Origin of the sequence: Lutimonas saemankumensis (assembly GCF_020171465.1) — a bacterium.
Taxonomy (GTDB): domain Bacteria; phylum Bacteroidota; class Bacteroidia; order Flavobacteriales; family Flavobacteriaceae; genus Lutimonas; species Lutimonas saemankumensis.
In genome coordinates this window covers 717,920-732,030 of record NZ_JAIUZR010000004.1, presented here as the reverse complement: position 1 = coordinate 732,030, position 14,111 = coordinate 717,920, and the positions used below count along the sequence as shown (strand labels likewise).

Genomic DNA, 14,111 nt, shown 5'->3' with positions numbered 1-14,111 from the left:
CTAAAAAATACTGATCTAATATTTAATACCTAATCATTAATGAACAACTTAAAGCAGCTTGAACGAATAAAAAAAATTCATAACCTTATACGATTAGAATCTACAGGAACGCCAGAAGAATTGTCAAAAAAACTGCGTATCAGTATACGCCAGACATTTTCATTGCTGGAACAAATGAGAGAACTTGAAGCCCCGGTAAAATTCAACCGGAAAGCTAAAACATATTATTATGAAAGAGATTTTGATATTAATATCACTATTTCAGTCCATGTAATTTCTCGTGGTAATCTTACAAATATTTATGCTGGGCGATCTACTGCAAATATTATTCATAAAATGCAAGGAAGGTGCAGTGCACCAAATTACCTTCGAATGATGAAACAAAGACTGGACGCAGTCGGTTAGACGTAACCTTATTTTTTGAAAATCAAATGTTAATCGAAACTTCGATAAGGAGTTTAAAAATTTTAATGCTTATGAATGAACAAATCAATACAAAAACGAATCTAATAAGCCGAAATGAACTGGTAAAAACCAAAGGAGGAATTCCAATTCTACCCGTTCTTGGAGCCATAACGGCAGCTGTAAGTTTTGGAAAAATAATGGACAAGGCCGGAGAATGGTTTCTTGAAGGCTGGAATAACCCTAAATAACGGTCATGAAAGAATTATATAATAAAAATTGGACAGACCTGGATTCCGGAGAACTAATGATGGTTCAGGGAGGTGGGCCGATAAAAGATGCTTTTGAGTGGTATTACAAATCCGTTGGAAGTTTTTATCGAGGAATTTATGATGGACTTATGGGAAAGGAACCTGTGGTATGAAGAAATCTGAGTCTGCGGAGGTTGAAAACATCTTGGCATATATCTTTCTCATTGTAGGAATCTTAAATATTATCCTATTTATTGATACAATTTTAACCGATTCCGGAGCTGAATATCAGTTTCTCTCGGTTCGAACCAACAAAACAATCAATTCCGTTTTATATGGATTAATTGCTGCATTTCTTTTGATTGCTGGAAACAAAATGCTTAAAAAAACCTATAAATTATAAAATATGAAAGTATCTAATTGTAACACGCTAGTTTTATTGAACAAAGATGAAATGTACTATTTTAAAGGTGGAGTTGATCCCGCCGAAGGTTCCTATGCCGCCGGCTATGCCATAGGATCCTGGTTTCGGGAAATGTATTCCATCTGGTCATATGGTTTAACCCACTTGACTGATCGATAAAAATAATCGCCCTTTAAAATAAATTAAAGGGCGTTTTTTAATATTTTGAATTCCGTTACTAATTTCTATGAAATAATTTCGATCTCAAACTTAATCGATGTATAAAATCTCAAATTCTTTTGCATTATTGGGCTCAATTAAGCATTTTTTGACAAATAAATTAGACAAATATTCTGAGCCTTCGGCATTGAGGTGGACCAAGTCTCCAAAATATTTTTCTTTAAATTCTATTCTACTAAAATCATAAAATTGAATCTGTGAAAAATTTCTTTCATAGAAATTGTATAGACTTTTCTGTTTATCCCTTAAAGAAGAATGAATCGGCGGATTTACAAGTATTAAATTAATTCCTTTTTGATTACAATATTCTTCTATTTTTTGCAAATATTCTTTCTCAATTAACGATTCATTAAAAGTTCGATATTCCTCTCTTAAACCGTTTTTATTTTGCTTTTCAATTTCAAATTTCAATTTATTTTTGTAGGGAAATTTTTCGTATCCTCCATACATTCTAATTCCATTTCTCCAGAATACTACAGGAAAAGAAATTTGTTGAAACATGGCACCCAACAACTTAGAAAAATTATTCTTTGCTAAAAAAGCATAATCATCTACCTTTAAAAAAGGTAGATATATCTTCAATCGATTGTTTAAATGCTTATCATTAAGCAACCATCTATCTTCGATGCACTCATGAATATTATGCTGAGAAAAAGAAAGAAGAATTGTATTAATCTGATCATTACTTTGAATTATTCTTCTAATTTTCTGAAGACTGTAAAAATATGAATCCGCATCTTGAGACAAATTGATGCTGTTTTCCATAATTTCATCATTGAATGCATATTTAGTATGTGAGTCTCCAACAATTAGAAGAGTTATATTCGAATCTAAAACAAACTTCTTAGAGCTGCATAAAATATATCTGTTAACAATTGTTGATGTAGCTATCAGCAGGACTAGAATGATAGAAAAAAAGCCAAGTTTTCTAAAAAATTTTCTCATAATAGCTTTTTAAAATTGAAAATAAATAAATTCTTGCTGAGATCCTCCAAAAATGAACAAAGAGTATATTATTAGAATGTAAAAGCCATTTCTCAGAATGACTGAATCATTCCTTAAAACTTTGTCTAGAGCGTGCTCCCCTTCCCTTCCTGCCCATTCAATAAAAATAAAAATAATTGTGATCAATATTATAATTAATGACTTATTAAATCCAATATAATTAGGATAACTAAACAAATTGAAAGAAAAAATATCCGTTATATATTGTAAGGCGTGAGAAATATTTTCTGCACGAAAAAATATCCAAGCAAATACAGTAAGTAAAAAGGTGAAAATCATTCTTGTGAGATCCTTGAATGAAGGAACAATTTGCCCTTTAGCGACTATTTGAATGTGATTTCGATTTTTCTTTGATATTAGAAGAGGAAGAAAATAGATCGCATTCAAGATGCCCCAAATAATGAAAGTCCAGTTTGCACCATGCCAAAACCCACTCACGATAAAGATAATAAAAGTATTTCTCAATTTTAACTTCAACCCTCCTCGACTTCCTCCTAAAGGAATGTAGAGATAATCTCTAAACCATGTCGAAAGTGAAATATGCCACCGTCTCCAAAATTCAGCAATATCTCTTGAAAAATATGGAAAAGAAAAGTTTTTCATTAAGTCAAAACCAAACAAACGAGAGATTCCAATGGCTATGTCTGAATATCCAGAAAAATCCCCATAGATTTGAAATGTAAAAAATAATGCTCCAAAAATCAATGAGGTACCATTCATATCAACGGAGTTATTAAAAATCAGATTTGCATATTGCGCACAATTATCAGCAATTACAATTTTTTTAAAAAGTCCCCATAAAATTTGACGAAGACCATCAGAAGCTTCTGAATAAACAAAGTTTCTTTTACGGTAAAACTGTGGTAATAAGTGAGATGCTCTTTCGATTGGTCCTGCAACAAGCTGAGGAAAAAAACTTACAAACGCTGAGAATGCGATATAATCTTGAGTAGGATCTAATTTTTTGTTATATACATCAATTGTATAGCTCAGAGTTTGAAATGTGTAAAAACTAATACCGACAGGTAAGATAATATTAAGTGAAAATGGACTTAGCTTTTGTCCGAATAATGAAAAAAAGGTTACGAAATTATCCACGAAAAAATTAAAGTACTTGAAAAATGCTAAAAACCCTATATTAACTATTATACTAGTATATAGAAGTATTTTTCTTTTTCTCTTTGATTCTTCTTTTTCTAAGGCTATTCCAACATTATAGTCTACAAAAGTGCTAAATACAATTAATGAAAGGAACCTCCAATCCCACCAGCCGTAAAATACATAACTAGCAATTACTACTAGTAAATTTTGAGCTCTTAAATTCTTATTAAAGACAAACCAGTAAAGAATGAACACTATTGGAAGAAATATCGCAAAGTCAATTGAATTAAAAAGCACTAGATTTCAATTTTAAATGAAAGATAGTCAGATTATTCTAAAAATCCATTTATAAGAATAATTAAAACATTCACGCTTTATCAAACTATTCTCAGCAGAAAATAATTTCTTTTACCCCTTTGCAGCAGTACAAACTTGTCCGCAATCAGGTTCTCATTATTCAATGAAAAACCCTCTTTTACCTTTTCTTTATTGACAGAGATCGAGTTTTCTTTTAAGGCTCTTCTTGCTTCTCCATTTGACTTAAGAAATCCTGATTTCTCATTTAGGGCATCCACAATATCTATACCTTCCGAAAGCTCTTCTTTTACGATCTCAGCCTGAGGAACCCCCTCAAAAATATCAAGGAATGTTTGCTCATCCAAATTTTTCAAATCATCAGCTGTTGATCTACCGAATAGTATCTGGGAGGCCTTTACTGCCTTCTCGTAAGCTTCTTTTCCGTGACACATTATTGTCACCTCCTCCCCTACTTTCTTCTGTAAGATTCTAAGGTGAGGAGCTTCTTTGTGTTCGGCAATAAGTTTTTCAATGGCTTCCCTGTCCAAGAAAGTGAAAATCTTGACATAGTTTTCTGCATCAACATCTGAAGCATTCAACCAATACTGGTAAAATTTATAGGGTGAGGTCCTCTTTACATCCAGCCAAATATTACCTCCTTCAGTCTTACCAAATTTGGTTCCATCAGCTTTTGTTACCAAAGGACTGGTTAAGGCATAGGCTTTACCCTGAACTTTTCTTCTGATCAATTCTGTTCCTGTTGTAATATTCCCCCATTGATCACTTCCTCCTATCTGAAGTTTACAATTGTAGTGATTGTATAAATGAAGAAAATCATATCCCTGAACAAGCTGGTAAGTGAATTCGGTGAAGCTCATTCCTTCTTTTGATTCCGAACTGATCCTGTTTTTTACAGAATCCTTGGCCATCATATAATTAACAGTAATATGTTTCCCTATATCCCGGGCAAACTCAAGAAATGATAGTTCCTTCATCCAGTCATAATTGTTCACCATCTGTGCTGAATTTTCGACGTTTCCGGAAAAATCAATAAACCTTTCTAAAGTGGATTTTACTCCTTTGATATTCTTTGCAAGAGTTTCTTCATCCAGAAGATTTCTTTCATTCGATTTTCCAGAAGGATCTCCAATCATTCCTGTGGCACCTCCAACTAATGCAATGGGCCTGTGTCCTGATTTTTGCAAATGCATCAATAAAATGATTTGAACAAGACTGCCAATATGCAAAGAATCAGCTGTAGGGTCAAATCCGATATAAGCTGCCGTTGACTCTTTTAGTAATTGCTCTTCAGTTCCGGGCATTATATTGTGTAACAAGCCTCTCCAGCGAAGCTCTTCAACAAAGTTCTTCTCCATTTCTAAAAATTTGTGGCAAATATAAAAAAGAAAGCTTTCTTAAAATTCAAATCTTGTAATTATTCACATAAATAAAGGGTTTTAGGAAACCTTTCATACGATTCAATTGTTTATTTTCGTAACATGATTTTGGTTACCGGAGGAACTGGCCTGGTGGGATCACACCTTTTATATCATCTCTTACAGGAAAATGATAGTATTCGAGCTATACATCAAAAAAGTAGCGATCTGAATGCTGTGAAAAAGGTATTCAACTATTATACAACTGATTATGAAGACCTTTTTCAAAGAATCAGATGGGTAGAAGCCAGTTTAGATAATATCCCGTCGCTGGAAAGTGCTTTTGAGGACGTCACTCAAGTGTATCATTGTGCAGCCTTGGTTTCATTTGACTCGAAAGATTATCAAAAGATGAGGCGCATCAATATTGACGGAACTACAAATATTGCCAACTTATGTATCTCCAAACCGATTGAAAAATTATGTTTTGTCAGTTCTGTGGCAGCAATTGAAAATTCCAATGGGGGAAACCTGACGGATGAAGTAGACAATTGGAGCAGTACATCAGATAAAAGTGGCTATGCCATTACTAAATATGGTGCTGAAATGGAAGTTTGGCGGGCTTCACAGGAGGGTGTTCCTGTCGTTATTGTCAATCCCGGGGTGATTATTGGGTCCGGTTTTTGGCAGAAGGGGACGGGAAGAATGTTCAGCAATATAAAAAAGGGCTTAAAATTTTATACCGAAGGTGTTACAGGCTTTGTCGGGGTTCAGGATGTTGTAAAGGCCATGATCCTGTTGATGAAATCGAATATTAAGGAGGAACGATATATTCTTGTTTCTGAGAACCTCTCTTTTAAAGGCGTATTCTTTTTAATTGCGAAATATCTTGGTACGGAACCACCAAAATTTAAAATTAGTCGCTTTCTCATGGGGATATTTTGGCGCCTAGAACTTATCAGAAGCCGTATAACTTATGCAACTCCTCGCATAACAAAACGATCTGCAAAATCCGCAATGTCCATCCATCCATATACCTCGGAAAAAATAATAGATCATCTGAATTTCAAGTTTGAGCCTCTTGAATCCTGTATAGAGAAAGTTTCAAAAGATTTTTATCAAGATTATCCAGTCTAAACTCCATTACTTTTTTAAATTGAGAGCTTTTTCTATGCTGTCTTTCTTTCTTGTAGCTTCTCTGGCGTTTTTATTCACACCCAGAATTGAATCCGTTACAGCTTCCGTTTCATCCTCAAGGATCTTCAATCGTCTCTGAACTTCTTCAAAAATTTCTTCATAATCATCGATCTTGGCGGTGTAATATATGTTGGAATTTGCAAATCGAACACTATCAATCCTGTATTTATTATAAACCAAGGCCATATAGTTCCTGTTCTTTTCCAAATGAACATTTTGAAGGTTAGAAGTACCTGCGGCAAGATGCATATCATAGAGCATCAGGATCATTGTGTCTTTGCCAATCAAATCATCAGGTTTCTCAAACTCAATTTTGCTGTTGCACGAAAACAAAACCATGGTAATAAATACAAAACCCAATTTTTTCATGTCCTGTTAAATGTTAAGCGCTTTCCTTTTACCTGGTCATTAAAGGAACCATTATTATATATAAGTTTACCGTTCACAAAAGTTTTAAGAACCTCAGAGTGAAAGGTAACTCCTTCAAATGGTGACCAGCCACATTTATAAAGTATGTTTGATTTATTAACCTGATACTCACAGTCCAGGTCAACCAGCACTAAATCAGCATAGTAGCCTTCTCTAATAAAGCCTCTTTTTTCGATTTCGAAAAGTATCGCAGGATTATGGCACATCTTCTCAATCAATTTCTCAAGGCTTATTTTATTGCTTCTCACAGCCTCGAGCATGGCCTGAAGTGCGTGCTGTACAAGAGGCCCTCCGCTCGGGGCCTTGGTATAGACCTGGTCTTTCTCTTCCAGGGTGTGAGGGGCATGGTCAGTTGCCAAGACATCAATTCTATCATCAAGCAAGGCCTCCCACAAACCGATTTTATCATTTTCACTTTTAACCGCCGGATTCCATTTTATCAGGGTTCCTTTTTCTTTGTAATCTCGATCATCAAACCACAAATGGTGGGTACAAACTTCTGAAGTAATACGTTTTTCTTTTAGCGTTATTTTGTTGGTAAACAATTCCGTTTCCTTTGCTGTGGAAAGATGAAAAACGTGCAGCCTGGCGCCAGTCTTTTTTGCAAGTTCAATGGCTTTTGACGATGATTTGTAACAGGCTTCCTCACTTCTGATCACAGGGTGCAATTCTATAGGAATATCATCACCATATATCTTTTTTTGCTTGTCTAAATTATTTTTTATGGTTGTCTCGTCCTCACAGTGGACTGCGATTAGAAGATTTGTTGATGAAAATATTTTTTCAAGAACTTCTTCGTCATCAACCAGCATATTTCCGGTAGAAGAGCCTAAAAAGAGTTTTATAGCTGCTACTTTTTTTGGATCTGTTTTTAAAAGTTCCTCTAAGTTGTCATTTGTTCCTCCTATCATAAACGAGAAGTTTGCATAGGAAACTTTTGCCGCTATTTTGAATTTATCTTCGAGTAATTCCTGAGTCGTAGCCTGAGGAATTGTATTTGGCATTTCAATAAAAGAAGTTATCCCCCCGGCAACAGCTGCCCGTGACTCCGTTTCTATATTTGCCTTGTGGGTAAGTCCAGGTTCTCTAAAATGAACCTGATCATCTATAATTCCAGGTATTAATACCTTTCCTGATGAGTCTATAACTGAGCTATCTTCAGGAAATACCTCAATAGTCGGGGCAATTTTTTTTATGAATTCCCCTTCAATCAAAATATCCTGAACTGAAGATATACCTTCATTAACTATAGTTGCTCCTTTAATTAAAGTATTCATTGACATTTACTTTTTCTTTGAAGGTTTTGGCAAACCAGAAAACCTCATTTTTATTATTCCGAATATAGCTTCGGTTATTATTGTTTTGCTCATTTTTGATTCTCCCAAGGTGCGATCTGTAAAAATCACCGAAACCTCCTGGATATTAAAACCATGTTTCCAAGCTTTGAACTTCATTTCAATCTGAAATGCGTAACCAACAAACTGAATTTTATCCAACTGTATGGTTTCAAGAACTTTTCTATTATAACACACAAATCCCGCCGTGGTATCATTATAGGGCATACCCGTTACAAATCGAACGTATTTTGAAGCAAAATAAGACAACAATACTCTTTTCATTGGCCAGTTGACAACATTAACACCTTTAGAATACCTTGAACCAATAGAAACATCGGCTCCTTTTTCAACACATCTGTTATAAAGTCTTACCAGGTCTTTTGGATTATGCGAAAAATCCGCATCCATCTCAATGATGTAGTCATATTTTCTTTCAATTGCCCATTTAAAACCGTGTATATAAGCTCTTCCCAAACCATCTTTTTTGTCTCTAACCTCAAGATATAGGCTTTTAGGATGATCTATCTGTAATTTTCTTACGATATCTGCGGTACCATCGGGGGAATTGTCGTCAACAATTAAAATGTCGAAAGATTTTTCCTGAGAAAATGTTGCTGTAATAATATTCTCAATATTTTCTTTTTCATTATAGGTTGGGATAATGACCAGCGTATCTTGCATAATACTTGTTTAATAGGCACAAAGGTAAAATAAATAATTGCTAATTTTGTGTTAAGATCAAGCTTAATGAAAATATTCAAAGACCCCAAGTTTCAGTTTTTCTCATTACTCCTTATTTTTTTTATTCTCAACTTCTTACAAAGCTATATTACTTTGTTGTTTGAAGATGAGGCCTATTATTATGTCTGGTCCAAAGATCTCGCTTTAGGTTATTTTGATCATCCGCCAATGGTAGCCCTTTGGGCTGCATTTGGACAATTGTTTTTTGAAGGTGAATTAGGTGTCAGGTTACTTAGTTCCCTGAGTTTTTCGATGATGATTTGGTTGATTTGGGAAATGATTGACTTTAAAGAAAAATGGAACCATATTTTTCTTTTCTTTATTTTGATCATTTCTCTGGCTTTCTGGCAGGTTTTTGGTTTTATAATGACTCCAGACACTCCCCTGCTTCTGTTTACAGCAGTATTTATGCTGGCCTATAAACGCTTTCTCAACAATGATTCTCTTTTCAATTCCCTTTTTCTTGGATTTGCCATGGCAGGAATGCTTTACAGTAAATATCACGGTATACTAGTCATCATTTTTGTTGTTCTTTCTAACCTTAAACTATTTAAAAACCCGCGGTTTTGGCTGGCAAGTGTTTTTGGATTTGTTTTGTTCGTACCTCATTTGTTTTGGCAGTTTGAAAATGGTTTTCCGTCTTTTCTTTATCATTTAAAAGAAAGAAACAAAAAACCTTATCATATAGGTAAAACACTTCTTCATTTTGTAAATATGATTGCTATAGTCGGGATTACCTTTCCTGTGATATATTCTGCTTTTTTCAAACATAAGGCATCAAACCTCTTTGAAAGGTCCCTGAAATACATTGTCTATGGTTTTTTTGTCTTTTTTCTGATCAGTACGTTTAGTTCAGAACCCCAGGCCCAATGGGTCATTGTTGTTTCCATCCCTTTGGTCATAATCAGTTTTCCTTATTTGGTCATACAACTTAAAGCTCGTCGCTGGTTATTTGTATTGGGTTCCATTCAATTGGTGATTCTTCTTTCAGCAAGGGCTTTGTTCGCATTTCCTTCAATATCGCCTATACCGTTGGAGCCTCATCTGTCAACTCAATGGGTTCCGGAATTGTATAAAAACACAGAGGGGAGGCCCTTAATCTTTGTCAATAATTACAGCGAAGCCTCGCTTTATAATTTTTACACCGGGGTTCAAACGCATTCTTACAGTATTTTAAAAGGGCGCAAAAGTCAATACGATCTTCTTGATTTTGAGGAGAACATGCAAGGAATGAACGTCTATTCAGTAAGTAAATATGAATCTGATCTTCCCGAAATAGCATCAAGGACCGGACGTATTTATTATGGCAAAGCTATCGACAATTATTATACTTTTGAAAAAGTAAAATGTGAGATCAGCGGAGATGAGATCCATATCGTGAATGGACTGAATACTATTGAATTTACATTGACCAACAATTATAAAAGAACCATTTTCTTTGATAATGTTGATTTGGTTGGAGTTTTTCAAGGTTCCAAGAATAAAATTTTATTGAAAGTTCCATTAAATACAGAAAAGTTAAACCCTCTTGAAGCCAATGAAAAAAAGACGATAAGGGCTGATTTCTATATTTCAGAGATGCCTTCATCAGAAAAAATGACATTTAGGGCCGGGCTTGATTTTTATCAACTCATGGAAGGTTTTCAGGGTAACAAGGTAAAGGTGGTGATCAAAAAAAATTAAATTCAAAAAATGTTTGAAGGAATTGAAAGAATATCTGTTTCTAGTGACTGGATCACATTGATATTTTTAGCTGTATTGATACTTGTTGCCGTTCTTCAACTTAATTTTACGGAAAGGTTTTCCAAACTATTCTCTTTGATTTATTCTGAAAAATATTACACTGATTTTTACAAAACCAGGCCATTAATTTTTAATTGGTTTCATGTTATTTTCTTTTTCATCATTATTTTTAACATTTCACTGGCGCTATTTTTTGCCTTAAATACCTTTAAAGAGTCAGTTGAAATTAGCCCATTTTACCTTTATTCAAAAATATTCGTCATGACCATTACTTACTTCGGCATCCGATATGTTTTGGGATATTTTCTCGCTTTTATTTTTGAATTAGAAGAAAGTCAAAACTATTTTACATTCCTAAAAATCAGTAATTTAGCTCTTATTTCAATTTTAATCCTTCCTCTTCTTGTACTGGCCAATTACAGCGCCGGGGTTTTTCATAAGTTCTTGATAACTTTTGGATTAATCGTCTCTGTTGCAATAGCATTATTTCGTTACTTTGTATTGATCAAAAATGAAAAGTTGAGTTTTAACAATATTTTCTATTTATTTTTGTACCTTTGCGCCCTTGAATTAGCCCCCTTTATAGTTATTTATAAACTGTTTGTTGATTAAAACAAGATTATATGAAAGTAAAAACTATACTCGTTTCACAACCAGCACCCAAGGCAGCACAATCTCCTTACTTTGATTTAATGAATAAGCAAAAAGTGAAAATTGATTTTCGCTCATTTATTCATGTTGAAGGAGAAACATCTCGGGAAGTACGAAATCAAAAAATTGATTTTTTAAGCTTTTCTGCTGTTATCTTTACAAGTAGAAATGCTGTGGATCACTATTTTAGACTCGCTGAAGAGATGAGGGTTTCCATTCCGGATGACATGAAATACTTTTGTTTGTCAGAGGCTGTTGCCTTTTATCTGCAAAAATATGTCGTTTACAGAAAGCGTAAGATTTATGTAGGTACAAGAACCTTTGATGACCTGATGCCTTTAATCAAAAAGCACAAAACGGAGAAATTTCTTTTGCCCAGTTCTGACAAAGTAAAGCAGACTATGATAGATAAGATGAATAGCCTGAATGTTGAATGGAAAAGAGCTGTTTTGTTTAAAACTGTTATCAGTGATCTCTCGGATCTTGAAAATGTATTCTATGACATATTGGTATTCTTCAGCCCAAGCGGAATAAAATCGCTTTTCGAGAATTTCCCATCGTTTAAACAAAATAATACAAGAATTGCAGTTTTTGGTAATTCAACCGTAAAGGCAGCTGAAGAAGCTGGTTTAAAAATTGATATAGCGGCTCCTTCAAAGGAAACACCCTCTATGACAATGGCTTTAGAAAAGTACATCAAAGAGGTGAATAAATAATCCTTGATCATTATATCAGATGATATTAAATAAAAAAAGCGACTTCATGAAGTCGCTTTTTTATTTTAGTCTGCCTTGATGGCCTCAGTAATCTTGATTTCTAACTCTTCAGCAAGCTCCGGATTATCTCCAATTAACGATTTAACCGCGTCTCTTCCCTGACCTAATTTAGTATCTCCATAACTAAACCAGGATCCACTCTTTTTAATAATTTCCAAATCGACCCCGAGATCGAGAATTTCACCAACCTTTGAAACTCCTTCACCGTACATAATGTCGAACTCTGTGGTCTGAAATGGCGGAGCTACTTTGTTTTTGACCACTTTAACTTTAGCTCTGTTTCCAAGGATTCTGTCACCATCTTTTATTTGAGTTCTTCTTCTGATATCCAACCGAACGGATGCATAAAACTTTAAGGCATTACCACCTGTTGTAGTTTCAGGGTTACCGAACATCACACCTATTTTTTCCCTTAATTGATTTATAAAAATCACCGTACAATTGGTCTTGTTAATCGTTGCTGTAAGCTTCCTAAGGGCCTGTGACATTAAACGGGCATGAAGGCCCATTTTTGAATCACCCATTTCTCCTTCAATTTCACTCTTCGGTGTTAAGGCAGCCACCGAGTCAATGATTACAATATCAACAGCACCGGAACTGATCAAATTATCTGCAATTTCAAGAGCTTGCTCTCCATAGTCAGGTTGGGAAATGATCAGGTTATCAATATCTACACCTAAATTCGCAGCATAAAACCTGTCAAAAGCATGTTCCGCATCTATAAAAGCAGCAATTCCACCAGCCTTTTGAGCTTCTGCCATTGCATGTAAGGCGAGAGTTGTTTTTCCAGAAGATTCTGGTCCGAAAATCTCAATGATTCTGCCTTTTGGATATCCTCCGACTCCCAGCGCAAGATCCAGTCCTAGTGATCCAGAAGGAATTACTTCTATATTCTCATTCGCCACATCACCCATTTTCATCACGGAACCCTTACCATAGGTTTTATCAAGTTTATCAAGGGTAAGCTGCAAAGCTTTTAATTTTGCTGTTTTTTCTTTGTCTTCTGCCATAATCGATCGTAAAATTTGTCTTTATTCTTTTTTATTCAACGGTAGCTAAAATAGGAATTTTTAAGGGTAATGATTCCCATAAACATCAACTTAATTATTAACAATTCTATATCAGAATCTACTAAATTTTCCTACTCTTAATTATTTATTGAAAAATTAAATCAAAGTAAACCAAAGTCAAAGATTTATGTGCCATGCTTTTATTAGAAGAATTTCGATCATATGATTAATGGTTTATAATTATATTTGTTAGAGGAAAAAAAGATGAAAAAAATCCATTTTGTATCCTCCTTATTAATCCATCATGGTAAAACTTAATCATTATAATTTATTATTTGTTACCGCACTCTTATTCTCAACTCTTGTTGCTGCCCAGGAAACAGAAAAAAGTACGAATTCAACTTTTGAATCTGAAGAAGCAAAACTGGCAAAAGCCACTCAAAATCCTGTCGCTGCCATGTACAGTATACCGTTTCAAAACAATAGCACATTCAATGTTGGCCCGAAAGATAGGACTCAGAATATTTTAAATATTCAACCCGTTATTCCAATTAGCTTAAGTGAAGGCCTAAACCTCATTAACAGGGTTATTTTGCCTGTAATTACACAGCCTTATGGAGATAATGGAATGAATTCATCCACCGGAATAGGAGATATCAGCTACACAGCTTTTGTATCTCCAAAAAAAGCAGAAAAAATAATCTGGGGTGCCGGACCCGTAATTCAAATACCAACCGCTTCTTCAGCAGATGAATTCGGATCAAGAGAATTTGGTCTGGGGCCTTCCTTGGTGGCACTTAAAACCATTGATAAATGGGTGGCCGGGTTTATAATCAATAATATCTGGACTTTTGGAAACCTGAAAGAAAATAAGTTCCTTTTTCAATATTTCATCAATTATAATTTACCCAAGGCTGTTTACCTGGTATCTGCACCAATATTGACAGCGAATTGGAACGCTGAAAGCGGTCAGCAATGGATTGTTCCCTTTGGAGGAGGAATCGGTAAGGTTTTTAAATTGGGTAAGCAGCCTATTAATGTAAATGCCCAAGGATATTATAATGCGGTTAAACCGGATGGATGGGGTGACTGGCAGGTGAGAATTCAGTTACAATTATTGTTTCCAAAAAAATCAAAGTAAACTGGACTTAA

17 protein-coding genes are annotated in these 14,111 nt (G+C 34.6%); 10 read left to right on the top strand and 7 right to left on the bottom strand.

Annotated elements, in window-relative coordinates:
• The first annotated feature begins 39 nt into the window (after nt 1–39).
• The 5 genes from LCM02_RS11035 to LCM02_RS11015 all read left to right on the top strand — a co-directional run bounded on the left by LCM02_RS11035 (nt 40) and on the right by LCM02_RS11015 (nt 1,236).
• Nucleotides 40–405 carry a DNA-binding protein gene (locus LCM02_RS11035; RefSeq protein ID WP_224929574.1) on the top strand — a complete coding sequence of 122 codons (366 nt, stop codon included), beginning with the start codon at nt 40–42 and terminating at the stop codon, nt 403–405.
• 71 nt (nt 406–476) lie between these two features.
• Entirely contained in the window at nt 477–653 is a 177-nt protein-coding gene (locus LCM02_RS11030; RefSeq protein ID WP_224929571.1) for a hypothetical protein, read from the top strand.
• 5 nt (nt 654–658) lie between these two features.
• Nucleotides 659–826: a hypothetical protein gene (locus LCM02_RS11025; RefSeq protein WP_224929569.1), complete on the top strand. Its 168-nt coding sequence runs from the start codon at nt 659–661 to the stop codon at nt 824–826.
• A complete protein-coding gene (locus tag LCM02_RS11020; protein ID WP_224929565.1) occupies nt 823–1,056 on the top strand; it encodes a hypothetical protein in 234 nt (77 codons plus the stop codon). Before LCM02_RS11025 ends, LCM02_RS11020 begins: the two co-directional genes overlap by 4 nt.
• A gap of 3 nt (nt 1,057–1,059) precedes the next feature.
• Complete coding sequence (locus LCM02_RS11015) at nt 1,060–1,236, top strand: hypothetical protein (protein ID WP_224929562.1); 177 nt, start codon at nt 1,060–1,062, stop codon at nt 1,234–1,236.
• A gap of 90 nt (nt 1,237–1,326) precedes the next feature.
• Here the strand turns inward: LCM02_RS11015 and LCM02_RS11010 are convergent, their stop codons facing one another.
• From LCM02_RS11010 to tyrS, 3 genes are all read right to left on the bottom strand, one after another.
• Nucleotides 1,327–2,241: a hypothetical protein gene (locus tag LCM02_RS11010; RefSeq protein WP_224929559.1), complete on the bottom strand. Its 915-nt coding sequence runs from the start codon at nt 2,239–2,241 to the stop codon at nt 1,327–1,329.
• Nucleotides 2,242–2,250: 9 nt separating this feature from the next.
• Nucleotides 2,251–3,699, bottom strand: coding sequence for an MBOAT family O-acyltransferase (locus LCM02_RS11005; RefSeq protein ID WP_224929556.1), 1,449 nt, complete (start codon nt 3,697–3,699; stop codon nt 2,251–2,253).
• A gap of 80 nt (nt 3,700–3,779) precedes the next feature.
• The gene (tyrS, locus tag LCM02_RS11000; protein WP_224929552.1) at nt 3,780–5,075 is read right to left on the bottom strand and encodes a tyrosine--tRNA ligase; all 1,296 of its coding nucleotides are present in this window, start codon (nt 5,073–5,075) and stop codon (nt 3,780–3,782) included.
• A gap of 123 nt (nt 5,076–5,198) precedes the next feature.
• Here tyrS and LCM02_RS10995 point away from each other — a divergent pair, with 123 nt between their 5' ends.
• Nucleotides 5,199–6,212: an NAD-dependent epimerase/dehydratase family protein gene (locus LCM02_RS10995; RefSeq protein WP_224929549.1), complete on the top strand. Its 1,014-nt coding sequence runs from the start codon at nt 5,199–5,201 to the stop codon at nt 6,210–6,212.
• 6 nt (nt 6,213–6,218) lie between these two features.
• Here the strand turns inward: LCM02_RS10995 and LCM02_RS10990 are convergent, their stop codons facing one another.
• Genes LCM02_RS10990 through LCM02_RS10980 form a run of 3 tightly spaced genes read right to left on the bottom strand, consistent with a single transcriptional unit; the run spans nt 6,219 to nt 8,719 of the window.
• Nucleotides 6,219–6,641: a DUF4296 domain-containing protein gene (locus LCM02_RS10990; RefSeq protein WP_224929546.1), complete on the bottom strand. Its 423-nt coding sequence runs from the start codon at nt 6,639–6,641 to the stop codon at nt 6,219–6,221.
• Nucleotides 6,638–7,984, bottom strand: coding sequence for a dihydroorotase (locus tag LCM02_RS10985; protein WP_224929541.1), 1,347 nt, complete (start codon nt 7,982–7,984; stop codon nt 6,638–6,640). Before LCM02_RS10985 ends, LCM02_RS10990 begins: the two co-directional genes overlap by 4 nt.
• Nucleotides 7,985–8,719, bottom strand: a complete 735-nt coding sequence (locus LCM02_RS10980; protein WP_224929538.1) for a polyprenol monophosphomannose synthase — start codon at nt 8,717–8,719, stop codon at nt 7,985–7,987.
• Nucleotides 8,720–8,785: 66 nt separating this feature from the next.
• Between LCM02_RS10980 and LCM02_RS10975 the strand changes: the two genes are divergently transcribed.
• Genes LCM02_RS10975 through LCM02_RS10965 form a run of 3 tightly spaced genes read left to right on the top strand, consistent with a single transcriptional unit; the run spans nt 8,786 to nt 11,889 of the window.
• Nucleotides 8,786–10,462, top strand: a complete 1,677-nt coding sequence (locus LCM02_RS10975) for an ArnT family glycosyltransferase (RefSeq protein WP_224929535.1) — start codon at nt 8,786–8,788, stop codon at nt 10,460–10,462.
• A 9-nt stretch (nt 10,463–10,471) separates the two neighbouring features.
• Nucleotides 10,472–11,134, top strand: coding sequence for a DUF4271 domain-containing protein (locus LCM02_RS10970; RefSeq protein WP_224929531.1), 663 nt, complete (start codon nt 10,472–10,474; stop codon nt 11,132–11,134).
• Nucleotides 11,135–11,145: 11 nt separating this feature from the next.
• Entirely contained in the window at nt 11,146–11,889 is a 744-nt protein-coding gene (locus LCM02_RS10965; RefSeq protein ID WP_224929528.1) for a uroporphyrinogen-III synthase, read from the top strand.
• Nucleotides 11,890–11,954: 65 nt separating this feature from the next.
• On the opposite strand, the gene recA is transcribed toward LCM02_RS10965, so the two are convergent.
• Nucleotides 11,955–12,959 (bottom strand): recombinase RecA, encoded by a 1,005-nt coding sequence (gene recA / locus LCM02_RS10960; RefSeq protein WP_224929525.1) that lies wholly within the window; start codon nt 12,957–12,959, stop codon nt 11,955–11,957.
• A 304-nt stretch (nt 12,960–13,263) separates the two neighbouring features.
• Here recA and LCM02_RS10955 point away from each other — a divergent pair, with 304 nt between their 5' ends.
• Nucleotides 13,264–14,100, top strand: a complete 837-nt coding sequence (locus LCM02_RS10955) for a hypothetical protein (protein ID WP_224929522.1) — start codon at nt 13,264–13,266, stop codon at nt 14,098–14,100.
• The last annotated feature ends 11 nt before the right edge of the window (nt 14,101–14,111 follow it).